Source organism: Streptacidiphilus sp. PAMC 29251 (assembly GCF_054208735.2).
Map to the genome: position 1 here is coordinate 5,756,336 of NZ_CM135725.2, position 21,899 is coordinate 5,778,234.

The 21,899-nt window shown below is 71.6% G+C and carries 21 protein-coding genes and 2 pseudogenes; 11 read left to right on the forward strand and 12 right to left on the reverse strand.

Features of this window, described 5'->3' with window-relative positions; translation table 11 throughout:
- Positions 1–49: 49 nt before the first annotated feature.
- The 3 genes from ACXKR8_RS27260 to ACXKR8_RS27270 form a co-directional block, all read right to left on the reverse strand.
- Positions 50–751 carry a LytR C-terminal domain-containing protein gene (locus ACXKR8_RS27260; RefSeq protein ID WP_458275091.1) on the reverse strand — a complete coding sequence of 234 codons (702 nt, stop codon included), beginning with the start codon at positions 749–751 and terminating at the stop codon, positions 50–52.
- A gap of 156 nt (positions 752–907) precedes the next feature.
- A complete protein-coding gene (locus ACXKR8_RS27265) occupies positions 908–1,204 on the reverse strand; it encodes a type II toxin-antitoxin system VapB family antitoxin (RefSeq protein WP_458267219.1) in 297 nt (98 codons plus the stop codon).
- Positions 1,205–1,631: 427 nt separating this feature from the next.
- A complete protein-coding gene (locus ACXKR8_RS27270) occupies positions 1,632–2,801 on the reverse strand; it encodes a hypothetical protein (protein ID WP_458267220.1) in 1,170 nt (389 codons plus the stop codon).
- Positions 2,802–3,167: 366 nt separating this feature from the next.
- Here ACXKR8_RS27270 and ACXKR8_RS27275 point away from each other — a divergent pair, with 366 nt between their 5' ends.
- Positions 3,168–3,887, forward strand: a complete 720-nt coding sequence (locus tag ACXKR8_RS27275; protein ID WP_458267221.1) for a nitrate- and nitrite sensing domain-containing protein — start codon at positions 3,168–3,170, stop codon at positions 3,885–3,887.
- 226 nt (positions 3,888–4,113) lie between these two features.
- Here the strand turns inward: ACXKR8_RS27275 and ACXKR8_RS27280 are convergent, their stop codons facing one another.
- On the reverse strand, positions 4,114–5,328 hold the full coding sequence (locus ACXKR8_RS27280) for an IS4 family transposase (RefSeq protein ID WP_458267222.1): 1,215 nt from the start codon (positions 5,326–5,328) through the stop codon (positions 4,114–4,116).
- A gap of 22 nt (positions 5,329–5,350) precedes the next feature.
- Here ACXKR8_RS27280 and ACXKR8_RS27285 point away from each other — a divergent pair, with 22 nt between their 5' ends.
- The 4 genes from ACXKR8_RS27285 to ACXKR8_RS27300 are packed head-to-tail and all read left to right on the forward strand — an operon-like array spanning position 5,351 to position 8,490.
- Entirely contained in the window at positions 5,351–7,063 is a 1,713-nt protein-coding gene (locus ACXKR8_RS27285; RefSeq protein WP_458267223.1) for a sensor histidine kinase, read from the forward strand.
- A complete protein-coding gene (locus tag ACXKR8_RS27290; protein ID WP_458267224.1) occupies positions 7,060–7,491 on the forward strand; it encodes a roadblock/LC7 domain-containing protein in 432 nt (143 codons plus the stop codon). The genes ACXKR8_RS27285 and ACXKR8_RS27290 overlap by 4 nt, the downstream gene beginning before the upstream one ends.
- Positions 7,488–7,862 (forward strand): DUF742 domain-containing protein, encoded by a 375-nt coding sequence (locus ACXKR8_RS27295; RefSeq protein WP_458267225.1) that lies wholly within the window; start codon positions 7,488–7,490, stop codon positions 7,860–7,862. The genes ACXKR8_RS27290 and ACXKR8_RS27295 overlap by 4 nt, the downstream gene beginning before the upstream one ends.
- Entirely contained in the window at positions 7,846–8,490 is a 645-nt protein-coding gene (locus ACXKR8_RS27300; protein ID WP_458267226.1) for a GTP-binding protein, read from the forward strand. Before ACXKR8_RS27295 ends, ACXKR8_RS27300 begins: the two co-directional genes overlap by 17 nt.
- A 109-nt stretch (positions 8,491–8,599) precedes the next feature.
- On the opposite strand, the gene ACXKR8_RS27305 is transcribed toward ACXKR8_RS27300, so the two are convergent.
- From ACXKR8_RS27305 to ACXKR8_RS27315, 3 genes are all read right to left on the reverse strand, one after another.
- Entirely contained in the window at positions 8,600–9,097 is a 498-nt protein-coding gene (locus ACXKR8_RS27305; RefSeq protein WP_462099875.1) for a hypothetical protein, read from the reverse strand.
- A 104-nt stretch (positions 9,098–9,201) separates the two neighbouring features.
- Positions 9,202–9,846, reverse strand: coding sequence for a hypothetical protein (locus ACXKR8_RS27310; RefSeq protein ID WP_462099876.1), 645 nt, complete (start codon positions 9,844–9,846; stop codon positions 9,202–9,204).
- A 166-nt stretch (positions 9,847–10,012) separates the two neighbouring features.
- Entirely contained in the window at positions 10,013–10,984 is a 972-nt protein-coding gene (locus ACXKR8_RS27315; RefSeq protein WP_458267228.1) for a magnesium transporter CorA family protein, read from the reverse strand.
- A gap of 71 nt (positions 10,985–11,055) precedes the next feature.
- On the opposite strand from ACXKR8_RS27315, the gene ACXKR8_RS27320 reads away from it, so the two are divergent.
- From ACXKR8_RS27320 to ACXKR8_RS27330, 3 genes are all read left to right on the forward strand, one after another.
- Positions 11,056–11,217 (forward strand): DUF6126 family protein, encoded by a 162-nt coding sequence (locus ACXKR8_RS27320; RefSeq protein ID WP_458267229.1) that lies wholly within the window; start codon positions 11,056–11,058, stop codon positions 11,215–11,217.
- Between the two features lie 56 nt (positions 11,218–11,273).
- Positions 11,274–11,714, forward strand: coding sequence for an STAS domain-containing protein (locus ACXKR8_RS27325; protein WP_458267230.1), 441 nt, complete (start codon positions 11,274–11,276; stop codon positions 11,712–11,714).
- A 144-nt stretch (positions 11,715–11,858) separates the two neighbouring features.
- Positions 11,859–12,428 (forward strand): hypothetical protein, encoded by a 570-nt coding sequence (locus ACXKR8_RS27330; RefSeq protein WP_458267231.1) that lies wholly within the window; start codon positions 11,859–11,861, stop codon positions 12,426–12,428.
- Between the two features lie 8 nt (positions 12,429–12,436).
- Here the strand turns inward: ACXKR8_RS27330 and ACXKR8_RS27335 are convergent, their stop codons facing one another.
- The 4 genes from ACXKR8_RS27335 to ACXKR8_RS27350 all read right to left on the reverse strand — a co-directional run bounded on the left by ACXKR8_RS27335 (position 12,437) and on the right by ACXKR8_RS27350 (position 16,859).
- Positions 12,437–13,468: a TolB family protein gene (locus ACXKR8_RS27335; RefSeq protein ID WP_458267232.1), complete on the reverse strand. Its 1,032-nt coding sequence runs from the start codon at positions 13,466–13,468 to the stop codon at positions 12,437–12,439.
- Between the two features lie 180 nt (positions 13,469–13,648).
- Positions 13,649–14,800: a flotillin family protein gene (locus ACXKR8_RS27340; protein WP_458267233.1), complete on the reverse strand. Its 1,152-nt coding sequence runs from the start codon at positions 14,798–14,800 to the stop codon at positions 13,649–13,651.
- 13 nt (positions 14,801–14,813) lie between these two features.
- A complete protein-coding gene (locus tag ACXKR8_RS27345) occupies positions 14,814–15,074 on the reverse strand; it encodes a hypothetical protein (protein ID WP_458267234.1) in 261 nt (86 codons plus the stop codon).
- A 159-nt stretch (positions 15,075–15,233) separates the two neighbouring features.
- Positions 15,234–16,859 carry a PucR family transcriptional regulator gene (locus ACXKR8_RS27350; RefSeq protein ID WP_458267235.1) on the reverse strand — a complete coding sequence of 542 codons (1,626 nt, stop codon included), beginning with the start codon at positions 16,857–16,859 and terminating at the stop codon, positions 15,234–15,236.
- Positions 16,860–17,097: 238 nt separating this feature from the next.
- Here ACXKR8_RS27350 and ACXKR8_RS27355 point away from each other — a divergent pair, with 238 nt between their 5' ends.
- Both ACXKR8_RS27355 and ACXKR8_RS27360 read left to right on the forward strand, forming a co-directional pair.
- Positions 17,098–17,949, forward strand: coding sequence for an FAD binding domain-containing protein (locus tag ACXKR8_RS27355; protein ID WP_458267236.1), 852 nt, complete (start codon positions 17,098–17,100; stop codon positions 17,947–17,949).
- Positions 17,940–20,649: pseudogene (locus ACXKR8_RS27360) on the forward strand (molybdopterin-dependent oxidoreductase). The gene ACXKR8_RS27355 and the pseudogene ACXKR8_RS27360 overlap by 10 nt, the downstream one beginning before the upstream one ends.
- A gap of 28 nt (positions 20,650–20,677) precedes the next feature.
- Here the strand turns inward: ACXKR8_RS27360 and ACXKR8_RS27365 are convergent.
- Complete coding sequence (locus tag ACXKR8_RS27365) at positions 20,678–21,382, reverse strand: pyridoxine/pyridoxamine 5'-phosphate oxidase (RefSeq protein ID WP_458267238.1); 705 nt, start codon at positions 21,380–21,382, stop codon at positions 20,678–20,680.
- A gap of 72 nt (positions 21,383–21,454) precedes the next feature.
- Here ACXKR8_RS27365 and ACXKR8_RS27370 point away from each other — a divergent pair.
- Positions 21,455–21,894: pseudogene (locus ACXKR8_RS27370) on the forward strand (GNAT family N-acetyltransferase).
- Positions 21,895–21,899 lie beyond the last annotated feature (5 nt).

Below are 21,899 nucleotides of genomic sequence, written 5' to 3' on the forward strand. Positions count from 1 at the left end.
CGTCCGGCCACCTGGGCCGGCTGCCCGGGCCGATCGCTCGGCCCTACTGCTAGCAGTGGGCCGGGGTCGGGCTCGGGACGGGCCGGGTGGCCAGGGCGAGGGCCTGCGCGGCCTGGGCCGGGGTGGCGAGGGCGGTGAAGCCGTTGCCGAGGACCAGGTCCACCGTGGTGTCCTTGCGCAGGTCGGTGACCGACTTGGCGCCGGTCACCTCGGTGCCGACCACGGTCATCAGCTTGGCGGCGGCGATGTTGCCGGTGACCTGGGCGGTGCCGAGCACCTTGTGCTGCAGCGGGGCCGGGGCATTGCCGATCTTGCCGATGATGAAGCCGCGCTTCTTGAGCAGCGCGGCGGTCTGGCCGGCCAGTCCGCCGCGGTCGGTGGCGTTGTAGACGTTGACGGTGATGCCGGTCGGCTTGGGGACGACGGCGCCTGCTGCGCCGGCCGCCGCGGCCTGGCCCGCCGGGGCCGAAGCCGCGCCGGAGGCCGAGGCGGCGCCCGAGGCCGGAGCCGTGGGCACGCTGTCGCCGTGGGCGGTGGTCGCTCTGGCGGGGCAGCCGGCCGCGGTGGTCTTCTTGCTTCCGCCGAAGACGTCCACCAGTTGGAAGGTGCCCCAGCCCAGCACCGCGAGCACCGTCACGCCGGTGACGGCGAGCAGGATGTAGCGGCGTCGGAGATTGGGTCGGGCCAGGCGTGGATACGCCGTGCCGGTGACTCGGTACTGCTTTCCCTTGAGGCCAGGGGGAGTCAGCATGCTCACCGCGAATTGCCCCCTTGTGCGCCGGGCTTTCAGTGCTGGTCGGACAGCGACTGCTGTCTGTCACCAGACTAATGCGCGGTCGCGACTCTGCGTACTAAAGGATCATCATCTGGGCTATCAGGACACCCGAAAGTGTGCACGATAGCCCGATCAGTCCATCTCCAGCACGCGTGCGTGCAGCACCTGACGCTGTTGCAGGGCGGCGCGTACGGCGCGGTGCAGGCCGTCCTCCAGATAGAGGTCGCCGTGCCACTTCACGACATGCGCGAAGAGGTCGCCGTAGAAGGTGGAGTCCTCGGCGAGGAGGGTCTCCAGGTCGAGCTGACCCTTTGTGGTCACGAGTTGGTCGAGGCGTACCGGCCGTGGGGCCACGTCCGCCCACTGGCGGGTACTGACCCGGCCGTGATCCGGGTAGGGCCGCCCGTTGCCGATGCGCTTGAAGATCACACGCAGAGACTACCTGTCCCCGGGGGTGCGTCGCAGCAAGGATGACAGTCCGTGATCCGGCCCAGCTTGAACGGGGTCTGTCACCAGGGGGTTTGTCGGGCGTCCGGGAAAGGTTCCTTCCGCTCCGCTCACCCGAGAGAGTGCCGGGAGGGTGCGGGGGCGCGCGGGGGGAGCGTCCGCAGGCGCTCGCGCGCCGCCCGCGGCATGGTCGGAGCGGTGCTCACGCCTTGGCGAGAGCGGTGCTCGCGGCGGGGCCGGAGCGGTGCTCTCACGTCGGGGGGAGCACTGCTCTCACGGTTGGCGAGAGCGCTGCTCCAGCGACGGCGAGAGCACCGCTCACGGCGTGGCCGGAGCACCGCTCACAGCGAGGCGAGAGCACCGCTCATACCACCGCGAGAGCAGCGCTCACATCACCGCGAGAGCCCCCTCACAGCGCGGCCAGCGCCGCGCCGATGCGGTCCATGGAGCTCAGCCGCATCAGGCCGTAGTTGTAGAACTCGACCTCCGGCACCCCCAGTTCGTCCAGCACTCGGATCTTCGCCGCCAGGTTCTCCGGGCCGTCGCAGTCCTGCGACATCGGGCGCAGGATCACTGCCAGCTCGGACGGGTCCACCCCGTGCAGCGCGAAGGCGGCGACCTTCTCGCGCACCTGCTCCGGTGTCTTGGAGTAGCCCAGGGTCTCGATCCGGTGGACGGTCTTGGCCAGCGCCGGCAGGTCGACGCCGGAGAGCCAGCCTTTGCCGGGCCCGTCGCCGTCCATGAAGGTCAGCCGCATCCCGTGCTGCTCGGCGACCTGCGCGGCCTCGGCCGCCAGTGAGCCGACGGTGGCGGCGGAGGCGTCCACATAGGCGGCCAGGGCGCCGCCGGCGATGGTGTCCAGCGGGGTGGCCTCGGCGGCGGCGTCCTCCGAGTCCAGGCAGCGGCGGATCTCGGCCTGGACCGCCTGCCGCACCTCCTCGGCGGGGACGCCCAGCCGGACCGCCGCGGCCAGGCAGTGCTCGCAGAAGCACAGCCCCAGCAGGGCCTCGGCGACCTGGCCCAACTGCTCGAAGTAGCGCTCGTGGTGGTAGCCGTGCCGCAGGCCGTGGAAGTGCAGCGACTCGGCCCTGATGGCGTCCACCCCGTAGCGGGCGTGCTCGGCGACGAGGGTGTGCACGTACTGGCGCACCTCCGGGTTGGCCGGGCAGAGCTCGGTGCGGGCGCGGTCGCCGAAGGCGTTGGCGGGGGCGCAGTCGGGGTGCTCGAAGCCGAGCCGGTCGTTGTGCAGGAACACGGTCCAGGCGTGCAGCTTCAGCCCGCGCCGCTGCGCTTCGGCGGCCGCGGTGGCGAAGGGGTCGGTGTCGCCGATGGCGGTGGACGGGACCGGGCGCAGCCGCTGATCGGCCCAGCGGGCCGGGTCGGGCCGGAAGTAGGCCGCGCCGGGCTCCAGGTAGCGGACCACCCGGCGCGGGTTGTGCGGGAAGACGTCGCGGGCCTCGTGGTAGACGGAGGCGAGGGTGAGCCCGCCGACCCCGGCGCGGTCGGTGAGGTTGCCGAAGAAGTGGTCGGCGCCCTCATCGATCAGGTCGGTGGCGAAGGCGAGGACGGACGACTCCACAGGGTGCTCCGGCAGGGGTGAGGCGGCTGGGTACGGGGCCACCGTAGCCGTGACGGCAGGATTGGTCTAGACCTTCACTGGGACGTTTCGAAAATGTTCAATCCTGGCCACTTGTCTTCAGCGATTTTCACCGATGGCTTTTTGTGTGTGTTTTTAATTCGATAGTTCACTGAAAAGAATTCAGTTCCAGCTCAATGAATTCGATCACGGTCTAGCTGGCGGTAGCGTGGATTTTCCGCTCCATCACAGCTGATCTACTGCACCGGAGGATCGGTGGCCACACCGAATCGCATGTTAAAAGTACGTGAACCCGCAGGTGAAATCAAGAATACCGTGCCTCCCCGGCGCGGTCGGCTGTGGAATTCCGTGATCGCCCCCGCCACCATCAGGGCCAAGCTCGTCCGCATTCTGGTCATCGCCCTCGCACTGGTGCTCGCCCTGCTCGGGGTGGTCGCCGCGCAGCAGGTCACCAGCTACCGGCAGGCCTCCTCGACGGTGCAGGAGGTCAAGCTCCTGATCGCGCTGCAGAACTTCGTCCATGAGCACCAGAAGGAGCGTGGTCTCACCGACGGCGTCATCAGCGGCACCACCTCGTTCTGGGCCCAGATGCCGGCCCAGCGCGCAGCCACGGACACCACCCTGGCCGCGGTGAAGGCGCTGATCGCCGGAAAGACCGACTCCGCGTCCGACCAGGTCAGGAATGGTCTGCAGGCGGTCGACCAGCTGCCGGCGATCCGGCAGGCGGCCGACAACGGCCACGGCAACCTGCTCAAGACCTACGCCTACTTCACCGTCACCAACAAGGAGCTGACCGCGCTCACCCTGGGCCTGGAGAAGGCCCAGGACCCGGCCCTGCACGCCGACATCCAGGCGCTGCTGTCGCTGGGCACGGCCAAGGAGGACACCGGTGAGGAGCGGGCGCTGATGACCGGCTCGCTGCCGCTCGGCCACTTCCCGTCCGACTGGTACACCGAGTTCACCGTGGCCAGGGCCGGCCGGCTGGCCAACCTGGACACGCTGCGGCTCTGGGCCACCCCCAACGTCGCTTGGCTAGGCCGCGGCGGTGAAGTGTTCGAGTGTTCGTGATTGTTCGTCAAGGTTGTTGTGGGTGCAGAGGGTGACGACGGTTGCCGGGTTGCCGGGTCGGTGTGCCTGGGGGAAGAGCTGCAGCTTGACGGTGTGTGTGACGCGGGTGGTGGCGGGCTCGTCGGGTTTCAGGGTGCGGTATCCGGTGCCGCTGCGCTTGGCGGCACGGGGTGCGGCGCGTCCGGGTCGGGGTGTGACGGCCTGGCGGATGAGGTCGGCGCGGACGTCACGGGCCTTGGCGGCCAGCTGGCGAGGGGGGAAAAGCCGTCCCGACGGTGCGTCGGACGGCGGCGAGGGTGTTCTTGAAGCTGATCTCCGCGGCGGGAACGTGGGCCTGCTCGGCGGAGTCGAGGGCCAGCTCGTGGACTGCCTGGTAGACGCAGAGCATCGCCCACAGTTCCTGCTCGACCATGGCGGGGCTGTTCGAGCGCAGGGTGGCGGTGCGCCCGCCGCGCTGTTCGATCTTGATGTGCTTGAAGATCGTCTCGCTGGTCCAGCGGGACGTGTAGAGCTCGGCCAGCTCCTGTGCGGGCGCGGTGACGGGGTCGAGCAGGGTTGTGATCAGGCAAAACAGCTCCGAGGTCTCCTCCGTGGTCCCGTCGGGGCCCCAGGTGGTCGTGGTCACGGTGTACTCGATGACCCGCACCGGCATCCGCTCGCCCTTGCGTCGCCCGCGCAGTTCGCTCAGGTAGGTGCCGTCGGGCAGCACCTGGACCAGCGGCAGGGCGAACGACTGCGAGACGCGCCACAGGAGTTGGGCCCCGGTGGCCGCGGTGTCGGTGCACAGGCCGTAGGCGGGGAAGCCCCGGTCTGCCAGCAGCAGCATCTCTGGCCCCAGCAGGGGCAGCAGCCGCAGCGCCAGGGTCCGCTCGCCGACCGCGAAGGAGTCGAAGACGGCCCCGATCATCGCCTTGGTGCCGCACTCCACCAGGGCCAGCAGTCGTACCTGCGGATACGGCCCCGGGCCGGCGGCGTTCGAGGAGCGCGTGTACGCGGCGGTGTTCTTCTCGCTGTCGGGGACGTCGACCAGGGTTCCGTCCATGGAGGCCAGGCGCAGTCCGCGCCAGAACGCCCCCGGTGTGGCGGGCGTCCCCCTGGCGCCGGCGACCCGGTCGAACAGCAGCCGCAGCGGACCGGGCCCCACCCGCGCCCGCGCCTCGGTCAGGGCTCCCGTGGTCGCCGGCCGCCAGGTCTCGCCCGCACGGCGCGGCCAGTTCTCCACCAGCTCGCGCAGCACCAGCCCGTAGCCGTAGCCGGTGAACAGCCACATCGTCAGAACGAAGTTGACCATCAGCGACGAGGGCAGGGACTTGGTCCGCTCCTCCCGCGCCCCGGCCTCATCGACGACGAAGTCGACCAACTCGGGCGTAAAGGTGCGCGACAGCAGCCCCATCCGCAGCCGCTCCGGGTAGCTCTCACCAGCTATGTGATCACGTGGCACAAGATCCAGACCTTAGCCGATCATGAGCTTCCCAAGCGACGTTGGGGCCACCCCGGCCCAGCAGGCCCAGGTCGACGCGATCTGGACCAAGCCCTACGCCCAGCAGATGCAGACGTGGGATCTGATCGCCACGCAGAGCGGGGGGAAGCTCGATCCCCAGGTCATCCCCAACCCGCTCTGGTACCAGGTGCTGACCGAGACGGTCAACGACATGCGTGCGGTCCAGATCAGCTACAGCCAGGACATCACCGCCCGGGCGATGAGTCTCCAGTCGCGCGCCGAGCAGCAACTGCTGCTGTTCGGGCTGCTCGCGCTGGCCGTCTTCGGCCTGGTCGCCGCGCTCGCCGTGGCCTGCGTCCGCTCCATCTCCAGCCCGCTGGCCTCGCTGGCCCGTGAGGCCGGGGAGATCGCCACCGGGCGGCTGCCGCAGGCGGTCGCCCTGGTCCAGGAGGGCGGCGGCGAGCAGCCTTCACCCACGCCCGTCGCGGTGCCCAAGCGGGCCGGGGCCGAGGTGCGGCTGGTCGCCGAGGCGTTCGACCAGGTGCAGCGGGTCGCCTTCGACCTCGCCACCGAGCAGACCGTGCTGCGGCGCAACGCGACCGACTCGCTGGTCAACCTCGGCCGCCGGAACCAGAACCTGGTCCGCCGTCAGATCAGCTTCATCAACAAGCTGGAGCACGAGGACGCCGATCCCACCCAGCTCGCCAACCTCTTCGAACTCGACCACCTGGCCACCCGTATGCGCCGCAACGCCGAATCCCTGCTGGTCCTGGCCGGCGAGACCAGCCCCCGGCCCTGGGCCACCCCGCTCGGGGTGACCGACGTGATCCGGGCCGCGCTCTCCGAGGTCGAGGAGTACCGGCGGGTCACCCTGCGCCGGGTCGACCCGGTGAAGCTCACCGGCGCCGTGGTCGCCGAGGTCGCGCACCTGCTGGCCGAGCTGATCGAGAACGCGCTCAGCTTCTCCCCGCCCGACGTGGACGTGGAGATCGAGGGCCGCCGCACCAGCGCCGGCTACCTGGTGGCCGTGGTCGACCACGGCCTCGGCATGGGGCCCGACGCGCTGGCCGAGGCCAACGTCCGGCTGTCCGGCAACGCCAGCTTCATGGCCGAGCCGACCCGCTTCCTCGGCCACTTCGTGGTCGGTTCGCTGGCCCGCCGCCACAACATCGAGGTGCGGCTCGGCGATGCCCCCGCCGCCGGGGTGGTGGCCCGGGTGCTGCTGCCCAACGCGCTGCTGGCGGAGGCTCCGCAGCCGGAGCCCGCCCGTCCCTCGTCCGGCCGGGCGCTGCCCGCCGACGACGCGCCCGAGCTGCAGCGGGAGATCGACATGGGCGCGCTGCCGCCGGTCCGTACCGCGGGCATCATCAAGCAGCGGGTGGCCGACGTCGAGCCGGAGACGGCCGGCGCGTCCGCCCGGGCCAAGGGGGCGTACGACGACATGGTCGGCGCCGGGACGGGGCCGCGTACCCCGTCCGCCGCCCGGACCCGCAACGGGCTGGTCAAGCGGCCCAAGCGAACCTCCATCCCGTCCGCGATGACCGAGGTCTCCGGCCGCTGGCAGGCCGGTGAGGAGCGCACCCCCGAGCGCTCGCCGGCCGAGGTGCGGTCGCTGCTCTCCTCCTTCCAGTCCGCGCACCAGCGGGCCGAGGCCGCGACCACGGCCACCGCTACTGGCTCCGCCCGATCCGATGACCGATCCGCCGACCGCTCCGAGAGTGAGGAAACGCGATGAGCGCCACCACCGCCCCGACCGGCGACACGATGACCTTCAACTGGCTGCTGGCCAACTTCGTCCGCAACACGGACGGGGTGCGGGACGCGGTCGCGGTCTCCTCCGACGGCCTGCTGATCGCCGTCTCCGAGGGGCTCGGCCGTACCGACGCCGACCACCTCTCCGCCGTGGTGTCGGGGCTTGCCAGCCTGGCCCGGAGCGCCTCCAAGCGCTACGACTTCGACGGGATGAAGCTGCTGATGATCGAGATGCGACGGGGCTTCCTGCTGGTCTCGGCCGTCCGCGACGGCAGCTGCGTCGGGGTGCTGGCCGACAGCACCGCCGAACTCGGCCTGGTCGGCTATGAGATGGCCGTCCTCGCCGAACGCGCGGGCGACCTGCTGACACCCGCCCTGATCGCCGACCTGAGGCAGGCCCTGCCACGATGAGTCGGGACGACAGCGAGTACCAGGACGGTCAGCAGGACGAGCCGCCGGACGACCAGCTGTTCGTGAGGCCGTTCATCATGACCGGTGGCCGGGTCCGCTCCGTCCAGGACGGGCTCCGGCTGGAGACGCTGATCACCGCATCGCCGGGATCCCTCTTCGCGCCCCTCGAGTTCGAGCGCCGAAGGATTGTGACGCTGTGTCAGACGCCGCAGTCGGTGGCGGAGGTGGCGGCCGGCATCGCGGTCCCGCTGGGGGTGGCCAAGGTGCTGATCGGCGACCTGATCGCGGCCGATCTGCTGGCCTGCCACCAGCCAAAAGAGATGTCGCTCTCGGTGATGGAAAGGATCAGGGACCATGTCAGGGCGCTCTGAGAACCGCAGCAGTAAAAGCGCAGGAGGCCGCGACCGGGGCCAGGGCCCCGAGGTGCCCATGGCCGTGAAGCTGGTGGTCAGCGGCGGCCTGGGGGTGGGCAAGACCACCTTCGTGGGCGCGATCTCCGAGATCGAGCCGCTGGACACCGAGGCCGCGATGACCGAGGTCTCGGTCGGCGTGGACTCGCTGGAGGGGGTGGACGGCAAGACCACGACCACGGTCGCGCTGGACTTCGGCCGGATCACCCTCGATCCGGCGCTGGTCCTCTACCTGTTCGGGACCCCGGGCCAGGACCGCTTCTCCTTCCTCTGGGACGACCTGGTGGAGGGTGCCCTGGGCACCGTGGTCCTGGTCGACACCCGCCGGATCGAGGACTCCTTCCCCGCCGTCGACTACTTCGAGGAGCGTTCCGCCCCGTTCGTGCTCGCGGTGAACCACTTCGACGGCGCGGACGCCTTCGAACTGGAGGAGGTCAGGGAGGCGCTCGGCCTCAGCGCGGATGTGCCGATCGTGCGCTGCGACGCGCGGAACCGCGGCTCGGTGCGGGATGTGCTGGTGGCGCTGATGGACCAGGTGATCAACCGTCATCTGGCCGTCAAGCAGCGGGAGTCGGCGCTGGTGCGCTGACGCTCCGGCGAACTCGCGACGTGACATGAGGCGACGCGACGCGACGTGATGAGGGTGGGGCCCGGACCGGACAATGGTCCGGGCCCCACCCTCGTGCTTCAGGCAAGGATCAGTGCTGGCGGCGCTTGATGCCGACCATGACGGCGGTGCCGGCCCCCAGCAGGGCCAGCGCGACGCCGGTGAACAGGCCGGTGTCACTGCCGCCGCCGGTGCCGGCCAGCGAACCGGCCGCCGGGGCCTGCGAGGCGGAGGCCGAGGCCGAGGCGGAAGCAGACGCGGACGCGGACGCGGACGCCGTGGCCGAGGCGGGGGCCGAGGGGCTCGCCGGGGTGGACGGCGTGTGCGTCGCGGTCGGGGTGCCGGTGCTGGGCGTGCCCGTCGGCGCGGTGCGGTGGACGGTCAGCTCGCGGCTGGTGCTGACGCTCGGGAAGCGGGGCCCGCTGTCGACGAAGAGGGCGACCTTCGCCGAGGCGGTCTTGGCGGTGTAACCGGTGACCCGGATCCTCAGCTTGTAGCTGTGCGAGGCGCCGTCGGCGAAACCGGCCGGGATCGGGGGCAGGGCCGCGTCCTTGGCGGTGACCCAGGCGCCATTGGTCCAGAAGTCCACGGCGAGGGTGATGCCGTCCGGGTTCTCGTCCTTGGTGTTGGCGCCGTAGGAGACAAAGGTGGGCCACGGGCTGCTGAGGGCCGCGCCGGTCTTGTTGGTGACAGTCAGGGTGGTCTCCAGCGGCTGCCCGGGGCGACCGTCGAGCCGCCGGACAGGGTCTCCAGCACCGGGCCGCCGGTGTGGGCGCTGCCGACCGGGATGTCGATCGACTTCCGCAGGGTGGCCCCGGCGCTGCCCGCGGCACCGCCGAAGCTGAGCCGCAGGCCGCTGTCGTTGACCGGCCAGCTCTGGTGCGCCGTCAGGCTGACCAGCCAGGCCATGGTGGAGTGGGCCGGGATGGTGAAGTGGTCGCCCATGTGGCCGCCCTGGGGGTAGAAAGCGCCGAGCAGTTCACCGTCCTGGCCCTCCAGCTCGGAGCCGGTGGCCGGGGCCTGCAGCTGCGGGGCGACCGTGAGGCTGACGTCCTGGGCGCCGAGCGACAGTGCGCCGTCGGCGTTGCCCCCGATGTTCGCGGTGAACGGCTGGGCGCTGCCCGAGGTGTTCTCGACCTCCACCGTGAAGTACTCGGTGTCGTTGCTGCCGGGGCGGATCGGGACCCAGTTGCTGCCCGGGCCGGTGATGGCCATGGTCAGCGGCGAGACCGGGGCCGGCGCGGCGTAGGCGGCGGTCGGCAGCAGCGCGGAGGCCCCGGTGACGGCGACGGTCGCGGTGAGGACGGCGGCGGCGAGGCGGATACGGGCAGCGGACATGGCGGTTCCCCCGAAAAGATGGCTGTGTCGTGGTCTGCACGAGCCATTCGCCTTTGCCGAGCCTGTCGTTCGCTCGTCCGGCTGTTGCTGCTCTGTGCGATGACCAAAGACTGACAGCCCTGGATCCAGAAACTGTTCGTCCACTGTCACTGCCGTGCAACAGGGTTCAGATCCAGTCCTTGCGCTTGAAACTGATGTAGAGCACGGCCGACAGCACCAGTACCACGGCCGTCGACTCGTAGAAGCCGGCGTGGGTGCCGAAACCCGGGTAGGGGACGTTCTGACCGTAGAAACCGGTGACCGCGGTCGGGACCGCGATGATCGAGGCCCAGCTGGTGACCTTCTTCATGATCAGGTTCATTCGGTTGCCCTGGATGGTCAGATTGGTCTCCATCACCGAGGTCACCATGTCCCGCAGCGACTCGGTCCACTCGGTGGCCCGCAGCACATGGTCGTAGACGTCCTGGTAGTACGGCATCATCGGGTCGCTCACCACGTGCAGGTCACGCCGCAGCAGCGTGTTGACGACCTCGCGCATCGGCAGCACCACCCGGCGCAGCCGGACCAGGTTCTTGCGCAGTTCGAAGGAGCGCCGCTGCACCGCCTGGATCTCGCTGCGGCCGTCCTCGAACAGCAGGTCCTCCAGTTCCTCTATCCGCTCGTCCAGCTCCTGGACCGCGTTGAAGTGGCCGTCGACCAGGTAGTCCAGCAGGCCGTGCAGCAGATAGCCGACGCCGTACTTGGCCAGGTCGGGGGAGTCGTCCCAGCGGTCGACCACCCGCTGCATGTCGAAGTGCTCGCCCTTGCGGATGGTGATCAGCGCATTCGGAGTGATGAAGACAGCGATCTCGCTTGTGAGCAGTGCTCCGTCGACATCGTTGCTGACCGCGTAGGCGCTGAGGAAGAGGTGCGAGCGGTAGCGGTCCAGCTTGGGGCGCTGGTGCTCGTGCCTGGCGTCCTCGACCGCGAGGGCGTGCAGCCCGAACTCTTCGGTGATCATGTCGAAGTCGTCCGAGGTGGGATCGCAGAGGTCCAGCCAGACAGTGCATGTGGGATCGCCCACATAGTCGGAAATGTCCTGGACCGGAAAACCTTCGTTCTCAAGGTTGCCGCTGCGGTAGAGCCGGGTTCGCGCCATCGGGCCAGACTAGACGGCAGACCCGTCGGGCCCGGCGTTGGGTTACGCTCCGAATGACTGAGGAGACCCAGGTGGACATACCGATGGACCAGCCGGTCGACGACGGTTCCGAGGGCGGCGGCCGACGGGCCAACAAGGGCGTGTGGATCAGGGCGTTCATCTATGTGATTGGCTTCCATGTGTTCGCTGGTTTCATCATGCTGCTGTTCTTCCTCGGCAACCGGAACCACTGATGGGTCAGCGCGGTCCCGTTCGCTCCATGACGTCCACCCCAACGCCGGAGGCTCCCTTGACGATTCAGTGGCATTTCCAGGACGGGGCCGGTGCGGGAGTCCTGCAGGTCTCCGGCTACCTCGGCGCCGAGTCCGTGGCCCGCTTCGCCGGCGCGGTGGGCTGGGCCCTGGCACGCGGCACCGGGCCGCTGATCGTGGACCTCAAGGCGCTGCACGGCTGGTCGCCGCAGGGGCAGGCCGCGCTGCGGGACGCCGTGCTGCGGCTGGCCGAGCAGCAGCGGACGCTGGAGCTGGCGGCGGTCCCGGCCGGGGCCGACAGCGCGCTGATCGCCGAACTGAGCGGCATACCCGTGCACCTGGACGTGGACGCGGCGCTGGCCGCGCATCCCGCTGCGCCGGAGGCCGACCAGGCGCCGGAGGCGCTGGCGCGACAGCGGCGCAAACAGAACTGGCGCAGCGCCGGCTGGCTGCAGACCCCGGCCGGGACCGCTCCCTGAGCGCGACCGTCCGACCCGCTCCCTGAGCACCACCGGGCGCGAGCGGCCGAGAACCGGCGCGAGCCGGTGGGAGCGGCCGGTCGGGGGTGGTGCCCGGGGGTTCCGGGCTGGTAGTCATGGCCTGTGCGCTTTGACTCAGTCCCCATGCCGCCTCCCGTCGAGGCCCGGCCGCGCGACAGCCGCGGCTACCCCGTCCCCGCGATCACCCCCTGGACGGACGGTGAGCCGCAGTTCGCGCTCACCGGCTACGACCAGAGCGCCGCGTGCGCCCAGGAGCGGCTCTGCTCGGTCTGCAACACCCTGATGCCGCGCGGCCCGGTGTGGCGGGTGGTCGGCGCGAGCGAGAGCGCGGCGATCGCCGACGCGCGGGCGGCGGGCCGTCCGTACCGGAACATGGCTCCGACCCTGGAGGGCCCGGGCCACCGCGCCTGCATGCTCTACGCCTCGATGGTCTGCCCCTACCTGGCCCGTCCCAACGCCCGGCGCGGCATGTCCGCGGCACGGCCGGAGGACGACATCACCGCCCATGTGGTCCGGGGCGCGGTCCGCGGCGGCACCGGCGCGGTGGTCGGCTTCGCCGAGTACGAGTTCGCGGTCACCGGTTCCCAGGTGCTGTTCCGCTTCCTCGACGTGGTCGAGTTCCTGCCGCACGACATCGCCGACTCGCACCTCGGCGAGCTGGAGGCGGAACTGCGGGCCGGCAAGTCGGGCTGAGCCGCGTCCTAACCCCGGTAGGCCGGGAGGCCGCTGACCGAGGAGACCCGGGTCGGGGCGGCGGAGCCGTCGGCCGGGAGGGTGGCGATGCCGTCGGCGGTGCGGACCGCGAGGGTGCGGTCGTCGGGCGACCAGGCCGGCTCGGTGTAGTCGGTGGTGGCCTGCGGGGTGAGGTCCCTGGCCGGCGCGTCGGACTGGAGCGACTGCACGAACAGGTGGTCGTGCCCGCCGACCGAGCGGACGAAGGCGACCGAGCCGCCGTCGGCGGAGAGCGCGGGCTCGGAGCCCGGGGCCAGCTTGTCGCCCTGCTGGCGCAGGTAGTCGTCGCGGATGTAGACCTCGCCGGCGGCGTTGGCGTAGACGGAGGTCCCGTTCTTGCCCGCGGCGCTCGGCCAGGCGTTGCCGGTCTGCGGGAGCTGGGTGGGGGCGCCTGCCCCCGAGCCCAGGCCCAGCACGGTCGGGGTGCCGTCGGCCGCGGTGGCGGACACCTCCTTCAGCTTCAGCACCCCGCCCTGCGACGCGGCGAAGAAGATGTTGTCGCGGGCCGGCATCTCGTACTGCTTGTCGGCCTTGGTGACCTGCCAGGTCGGGTGGGACCAGTTCTCGCCGCTCGGCGCGCGGGCGACCAGCACCCGGCCGCTGCCGTCCGCGTTGGCGGTGTCGAGGTTGCCGTTGCCGTCGATGAACGCGGCCTTGGTGCCGTCGGGGTTCCAGGCGAGGTCCCTGACCACGGTGCCGAAGTCGACCGAGGTGCCGTTCATCAGCACCCGGCTGGTGCCGTTGCTGATGGTCAGCCCGCTGTGTCCGGTGCCGTTGAGGACCGGCGCGGCGGACGAGGACGAGGACGAGGTGGCCTGGCCGGCCGGGGCGGAGGCCGGGGCCGAGGCACTGCCGCTGGGCGCGGAACTCGTACCGGTGGGAGCGGCCGACCCGGCCCCGGCGCCGACCCGGACGGTGGAGGCGCAGCCGGTCAGCAGCGTGGCCGCCCCAGCGGCGAGGGTGAGGGCGATGGCGGTTGCGGTGCGCGAACGAGACGGCATGGCGTTTCTCCCCGGGACAGTGGCGCGCGTCGCTCTGCGCGACAGCACCAGGCTGTCACCCGGATATCGGCGAACTGTGTGTCCCCCGTCACAGCCCGGCAACAGCATCGGCCCGGACGGGACACGGGCCGACGCTGTTGCCGATGGCTCAGGCTTGGCTCAGGCCCACAGCTTGAGGGCCTACGGCTCGAGCTCGACCGGGCCGTCGCCGTTGCTGGTGCCGTTCTTCCGCTTCTGCGCCGAGCGCGCCTGCGGCGAGCCCAGGTTCTGCCGGACCGAGTCCAGAATGGTCAGACCCTGCCCGACCAGCCCGGCCGCGATCTCGCCCAGGCCGTCCGCGCCGTTCAGCACATTGACGTTGGCGCCCTGGAGACCGGCCGCGGCCTCCTTGACGATCTGCGGCAGCTGGTCGATCAGCATCCGGTCCAGCGCCACCCGGTCGTACGACGCCGCCGCCTCGGCCTGGATCTTCATCCGGTTCGCCTCGGCCGTGGCCAGCACCCGGATCCGCTCCGCCTCGGCCTCGGCCGGCTTCACGATCTCCGCCACCAGCTGCTGCTGCCGCAGTTCGGCCGCGCGCTGGGCCAGCTCGGTCTGCGCCTGCAGCACCTCCTGCTGCGCGTGCGCCTGCGCCAGCGGGCCGGCCTGGGCCGCCTCCGCCTGCGCCTTCTCCACCTCGGCGGAGTACTGCGCCCGGACGACGGCGGTGTGCCGGGCGTACTCGGCCTGGTTCCGCTCGGCGACCTGCTGCGCCTCGACCGCCTGCTGGGTGGCGTTCGCCTGGGCGATCTGGGCCTGGCGCTGGATGGCCGCCTTGTGCGGGGCGGACATCGCCGAGATGTAGCCGGTGTCGCCGTCGTCGATGGACTGGATCTGCAGCGAGTCCACGGTCAGGCCGATCGTGCCCATCTCGGTCTTGGAGGTCTCCAGCACCTCGGAGGCCAGCTTCTGGCGCTCGGTGACGATCTCCTCGACCGTCATCGAACCGATGATGGAACGCAGGTGACCTGCGAAGATCCGGCCGGTCAGGATCGACATCTGGTCCTGGTCGGAGAGGAACCGCTGCCCGGCGTTGACGATGCTCTCGGTGTCGTTGCCGACCTTGAACGCGATCACGGCGCGCACGGTCAGCGCGATGCCCTGCTTGGTGACACAGGTCTCGGCGACCTCCGCCTCGCACATCGCCAGGGTCAGGAAGCGGGTCTTCCGGAACACCGGGAGCACGAACGCGCCATGACCGGTGACCACGCGGAACGGCGCGGTGCCCATGCCACGCCTGCCACCTGAGATCAGCATGGCCTCATCGGGGGCGGGAACCCGGTAACCGAACATCCTTCACATCTCCTCAACCTGCGTCGCCGGGATCGCCGGTCAACGCGTCCAATGGATCCACGGGCTGCGCCCAGGCGACGACGTCGACCTGGCGGCTGCCACGCGATTCGATCACGAGCACGGGAGTCCCCTTCGCGAGGGGCTCCGGGGACCAGGCGAGGAAGGTCTCGGAACCGCCCCTGACGCGCGCCAGGACCTCGCCCGGACCAGCGGCACCGCGGGTGCCGACCAGCAGCACTCCGGTACAACCGATCACGGCCTCGTCCGGCACCATCAGTGGCCGCCCCCCATCATTCCGATCCTGAGATCCAGACCCTAGCGGTCCTCTACCCGGCGGCCCATGCTTTGACCGTCACAGCGGCCCTTGATTCCCCGACCCGGGCGGGGGCGGGGGCGTGGCGCGGGCGTGGCGGGGCAACGCGGTTCGGCCGGATCACGGGCCGGGGGTGCGGGGTGCGCAGAGCAGGGCGGTGCGGAGGTCGGTCTGGTCGGCGAGCCGGGCCAGGCTGCGGCCGGTGAGCTCCTCGATCCGGCGGGCCCGGTAGTGGACCGTGTTCACGTGGACGTGCAGGGCCTTCGCGGTGCGGGCCCAGGAGCCGTCGTGGTCCAGGAACACGGCCAGGGTGTCGACCAGCGACACACTGTTGTCCCGGTCGTTGGCCAGCAGCGGTCCCAGCAGCCGCTCCCGGAACGCGGCGGTGACCTGGGTCGGGATGCCGGCCAGCAGCCCGGCCAGCGAGTCCAGCCGGGCCGCGTCCGCGTACGGGTCGGCGGAGGCCAGCGCGTAGCGGGCGCCGACCAGGGAGGCGCGCAGCGCGGGGACGGAGGCGGCGACGGTCGGTCCGACGCCGATCCGCAGGGTCTGGCCGGTGCCGAGCAGGGCCTGCAGCGCGGGCAGCAGCGGGCCGAGGTCGCCGGCCGGGCCCGTCACCACGGCGGCGGCCTCGCCGCGGTCGTCCGTTCCGGCCACGAAGGCGGTCCCGGCGGGGAGCTGCGGTTCGGCGAGCTGCAGCAGTTCGGTCAGGGCGTCCACGGCCCAGGCGGTGGGGGCGCGGTCGATGCGCGCGGACACCGTGGTCAGGGCGCCGTCGGCGGGGAGGGCGCAGGCGGCCAGCGCATGGGAGAAGTCACCGTGGTCGGCGGTGCCGGGGGCGGCGAGCAGGTCGAACAGGGCCGCGGCGGCGCTGCGCAGCTCGCCGTTGCGGGAGCGGGCGCGGAGGGCCAGCGGGGCCAGCAGGTCGGCCAGGGCGCGGGCCGGGGCGGAGGAGCCGGTCAGGTACCAGCCGTCGAAGGGCGAACCCCCGTGGGCCCCGATGGGAACGGTGCCGCCGCCCTCGTTGCCGCCGCCCACGGTGCCGCCGCCCACGGTGTCATCGCTGACGGCGGTGGAGCCCACGGCGTCCGGCCCCGAGCCGGCGATCAGGCGGCCGCTCGCGGAGAGCACCGCGCAGTGCGGCAGGCCGAGTCGGGCCACGGCGCGGGACAGGATCCGGGCGGGCGGTGCGCCGGCCCCCAGCATCGCGGTCAGCTCCTGCCGGGTCGACTGCGGCAGCGCCCCGGCGTCCGCGTCCCCGCCGTGCAGCCCGCCCCAGAGCCGGAGGTAGATCCGGTCGGTGACGGCACGGAAACTGGTGCCGGCGGGGATCGATATCAGCGGTATGCCGTGGATCCGGCAGGCGTCGACCAGGCTCGGCGGCACCTCGCCGTGGGTGCCCTCACCGGCCAGCAGCGCGGCCACCCCGGCGCTGCGCAGCGAGGTGGCGAACCGCAGCGCGGCGTCCGGCGCCTGGCCCGTGCCGGCCGTGCCGCCCGTGCCGGCCGTGCCGCCCGTGCCGGCCGTGCCGCCCGTGCCGTCCCTGCCGCCTGTGCCGTCTGCCCCGGGTTCCGGTTTCCACCAGACCAGCCCGCTGAGCACCAGCTCGCCCGGCTGGAGGTAGCGGGCCGGGTCCTGGAGGTCGGTGGAGGTCACCCCGGTCACCTGCCGGTCCAGCAGGTCGGCTGTTCCCCAGGCCAGACCGAGGGGCAGGTCCTCCAGTCGCAGCAGGTCTCCGACGATCATGTCTTGCTCCTCGTGCTCCGTACCAGAACGGCTGACCGCATGAGCGAGGCCCAGGCACGTCTGTGCATCGTAAGTGCGAGCCTAGATGACGGATATGCCTGTTGGTTGATCCACCAGCCCGGCAGCCCCGGCCTGGTGGTCCTGACCAGTCGTCGCCCGTAACACGCCGCTGCTTCAATCGGGCCAGGGGCGGGGGAACAGACCGCAGCGGCAACGGACGCGGAAGGGGGCGGGTCGAGTGGATCTGCACACGGTCACCGAATCGGGCCCGGTGCACTGGGCGGAGCCCTGGCGGCCGGGTGACGCCTGGCTCGGCGGCGGCACCTACCTGTTCTCCGAGCCGCAGCCGCAGCTGCGCCGGCTGCGCGACCTGTCGGCGGCCGGATGGCCGCCGCTCACCGTCCGTCCGGAGGGCCTGGAGATCGCCGCGACCTGTACGGTCGCCCAGCTCTCCCGGCTGGTCCTGCCCGAGATCTGGGCGATCAACCAGCGGCTGGTGACCCAGTGCTGCCGCTCGTTCCTGGCCTCGTTCAAGATCTGGAACATGGCCACGGTCGGCGGCAACCTCTGCAACGCCCTGCCCGCCGGGCCGATGATCTCGCTCACCGCCGCCCTGGACGGGGTCTGCCTGCTGCGGGCGCAGGACGGCGCGGAGCGGCGGCTGCCGGTGTCCGAGCTGGTGACCGGCGCCGGACGAAAAGCGCTGGGCGAGGGCGAGCTGCTGCGCTCGATCACCCTTCCGGACGCCGCGCTGCGCAGCCGTACCGCCTTCCGCCGGGCCTCGCTGCATGAGCACGGACGGTCGGCCGCGCTGCTGATCGGCCGCAGCGACCCGGCGGACGGCTCGCTGACGCTGACCGTGACCGCCTCCACCGTGCGCCCGGTGGTGCTGTGGTTCCCGCTGCACCCGGGGGCGGCCGAGCTGCGCCGGGCGATCATCACGGCGGTGCCGGACGGGACCTGGTTCGACGACATCCACGGGCTGCCCGAGTGGCGGCGCCATATGACGCTGCGGCTGGCCGAGGAGATCCGGCGCGAACTGCTGGAGCAGACAGCAACGGGAGCAGAGGGGAGTACCGGATGCGGATGACCGTGAACGGCGAGGAGACCGCGGAGCCGGCCCGTCCCGGCCAGTGCCTGCGCACCTATCTGCGCGAACGCGGCTGGTTCGGCGTCAAGAAGGGCTGCGACGCGGGCGACTGCGGCGCCTGCACCGTCCATGTCGACGGCGAGCCGGTGCACAGCTGCCTCTACCCGGCCTTCCGCGCCGACGGACGGGCCGTCACCACCGTGGAGGGCCTCGCCACCGACGCCGGTCTGCATCCGGTGCAGCAGAAGTTCCTGGACGCCCAGGGCTTCCAGTGCGGCTTCTGCACCGCCGGTTACCTGATGACCACCGCCGCCCTGGACGACGAGCTGCGGGCCGACCTGCCGCGGGCGTTCAAGGGCAACCTCTGCCGCTGCACCGGCTACCGCGCCATCGAGGACGCGGTCTGCGGGGTGCGGCACGTCGAGGAGCCCGCGCCGGGCGAGGCGGTCGGCCGCAACCTGCCCGCGCCGGCCGGGCCGCAGGTGGTCACCGGGACCGCCCGCTACACCTTCGACCTCGCGGTCGAGGGCCTGCTGCACCTCAAGCTGCTGCGCTCGCCGCATCCGCACGCCAGGATCCGCTCCATCGACACCGCCGAGGCGCTGCGGGTCCCCGGCGTGGTCGCGGTGCTGACCCATGACGACGCGCCGGAGCGGCTGTTCTCCACCGCCCGGCACGAGCACCCCACCGAGGACCCGGACGACACCCGGGTGCTGGACGACACCGTGCGCTACGTCGGCCAGCGGGTCGCCGCGGTGGTCGCCGAGAGCGAGGGCGCGGCCGAGGAGGGCTGCCGCCGGATCGCCGTCGACTACGAGCTGCTGCCCTTCGTGGTGGACCCGGAACTGGCGATGGCGCCCGGCGCCCCGGTGGTCCACGCCAAGGACGCCGGGACGGCCAGGATCGCCCGTCCGGAGAACAACGTGGTCGGCGAGGTGCACGGCGAGATCGGCAGCGTCGAGGACGGCTTCGCCGAGGCCGACGTGGTCTACGAGGAGGAGTTCCGGACCCAGCGGGTGCAGCACGCCAGCCTGGAGACCCATGGCGCGGTCGCCTGGTTCGAGGAGGACGGCCGGCTGGTGGTCCGCTCCAGCACGCAGACCCCGTTCCTGACCCGGCGCGCCCTGTGCGCGCTGTTCGACCTGCCCGAGGACCGGATCCGGGTACTGGCCGGACGGGTCGGCGGCGGCTTCGGCGGAAAGCAGGAGATGCTGGTCGAGGACGTGGTGGTGCTGGCCGCGCTACGCACCGGACGTCCCGTCAAACTGGAGTACACCCGAGCCGAGCAGTTCACCTCGGCCACCACCCGGCACCCCTTCACCGTCCGGGCCAAGGTCGGCGCCCGCCGGGACGGCACGCTGACGGCGATTCAGCTGCGGATCGTCTCCAACACCGGCGCCTACGGCAACCACGGGCCCGCTGTGCTGTTCCACGGCTGCGGGGAGTCGGTGTCGGTCTACCGCTGCGCCAACAAGAAGGTCGACGGCTGGGCCGTCTACACCAACACCGTCCCGGCCGGGGCGTTCCGCGGCTACGGGCTCGGCCAGGTGGTCTTCGCGATGGAGCAGGTGCTGGACGAGCTGGCCCGGCGGATCGGGATGGACCCGGTGGAGCTGCGGGTCCGCAACATCATCGGCCCCGGCGAGCCGATGATGACCGCCGACGGCGCGGAGGAGGACCTGCACATCGCCAGCTACGGTCTGGACCAGTGCCTGGACGTGATCCGCACCGCGGCGGCCGAGCCGGCGGCTCCCGGGCAGGTGCCGCAGGGCTGGCTGACCGGGGAGGGCATGGCGATGTCGATGATCGCCACCGGGCCGCCCGGCGGCCACTTCGCCGACGCGGTGCTCACCCTGCTCCCGGACGGCGGCTACGACCTGGCGGTGGGCACCGCCGAGTTCGGCAATGGCACCACCACCGTGCACAAGCAGATCGTCTCCGGCGCGCTGGGCACCACCGCCGAGCGGATCACGGTCCGTCAGTCCGACACCGATGTGGTGCGGCATGACACCGGGGCCTTCGGCTCGACCGGGACCGTGGTCGCGGGCAAGGCGGTGCTACGGGCCGGGACGGCGCTGGCGGAGCAAACTGCTGGGCTTCGCCGCCGAGCACACCGGTGTCGCCGCCGCGGACTGCCGGTTGGAGGCGGACGCGGTGGTGTGCGGCGGGCAGCGGCTGGCGCTCAAGGACCTGCACACGGCGATGGTCGCGGCCGGACGCGAGGTCGCGGCGGCGGGGCACTGGGGCGGGACCCCGCGCTCGGTCGCCTTCAACGCCCAGTGGTTCCGGATCGCGGTCGACCCCGGCAGCGGGGAGCTGCGGATCCTGCGCAGCGTCCACGCGGCGGACGCGGGCAAGGTGATGAACCCGATGCAGTGCCGGGGCCAGGTGGAGGGCGGCATCGCCCAGGCCCTCGGCGCGACGCTGTGGGAGCAGGTGCGGATCGACGAGCGGGGCGCGGTCGAGACGGCGGCGTTCCGGCGCTACCACCTGCCCGCCTTCGCGGACGTCCCGCGCACCGAGGTCCACTTCATGGAGACGGCCGACGCCATCGGCCCGCTCGGCGCCAAGTCGATGAGCGAGAGCCCGTTCAACCCGGTCGCCCCGGCCCTGGCCAACGCCCTGCGCGACGCCACCGGGCTGCGCTTCACCCGGTTGCCGCTGAGCCGCGACCGGATCTGGGAGCGGATCCAGGGGTGAGGGAGGCCCGGTCCGGGCGGGGGGCGGGTCAGGACCAGAGGCGTTGGCGGGTCCAGGCTGTCTGGTCGCTGCCGCGTTGGTAGTGGAGCCGGGTGTGGCGGCGCTGTTCGTCGGCCTGCCAGTACTCGACCTCCTCCGCCGCGACGGCGTAGAGGGTCCAGTCCGGGGCGATCAGGCCAGGGTGGGCGGCGAGGTGGTCCTGGGACTGCTTCAGCGCGGCTTCGGCCTCGGCCGGGTCGCCCAGCGGCTGTGACTGACGGCCCAGCAGCGCCTCGGCGCGGGCCCCCGGCGAGCGGGCCAGGAAGTCCGCCGCGCTGCGCTCGGGCCCGGCCGGGGCGACCGGGCCGGTGATCCGGATCTGACGTCCCTGCTCGGGCCAGTAGAAGGTGAGCGCGGCCTGCGGATTGGCAGCCAGCTCCCGGCCCTTGCGGCTGCCCGCCCCGGAGGCGAAGTACCAGCCCCCGGCGGCGTCCACGTCCTTGCAGATCAGCACGCGTGCGGACGGGCGAGCCCCGGCGTCGGCCGTGGCCAGGGACATGGCATGGGGCTCGCGGACGCCCGCCTCGACCGCGGCGTGCAGCCACTGCACGAACAGGGCCACCGGATCAGCGGGAGCGTCCTCGGGGTCGAACACGGGCAACTCGGTGGCGAACACCGGCAGCGACCGGAGCAGTGCCTGGATTCCGTGGGTGGAGTCGGCCGTACTCAGGTCGGTTGATGGGTGCTCAGGCATGGGTCAATCATCCCATCACCCAGACACAGATTCTCAGTGGACCAAGGCAAACGCAGACTGCTTATATGCAGCATGAGCACTGATCTCCCAGATCTCCCCGCCGGCCATGACATATCCACCGACCCGGCGCGACTCGACCATGCGGCCATCCACCAGTGGCTTTCCACGGACGCGTACTGGGCGCTGGGCCGGTCCCGGGAGAAGCAGGACACCGCCATCGCCAACTCCCTGAACTTCGGGTCTACGACCGCGCCACCGGCGTCCAGCTCGGTTACGCCCGGGTGGTCACCGACACGGCCACCTTCGCCTGGCTGTGCGACGTCTACATCGCTCGGGAAAGCCGGGGAAAGGGCCTGGGGCACGCCCTGGTCACCGCTGTCCGGGAGCATCTCGCGCCCTATGGACTGCGCCGGGTGATGCTGGCCACCGCGGACGCCCACGCGGTCTACGCCAAGGTGGGCTTCGCGCCGCTCGAGAGGCCGGAGAAGTGGATGACGCTCGGCGCGCAGTAGGCCCC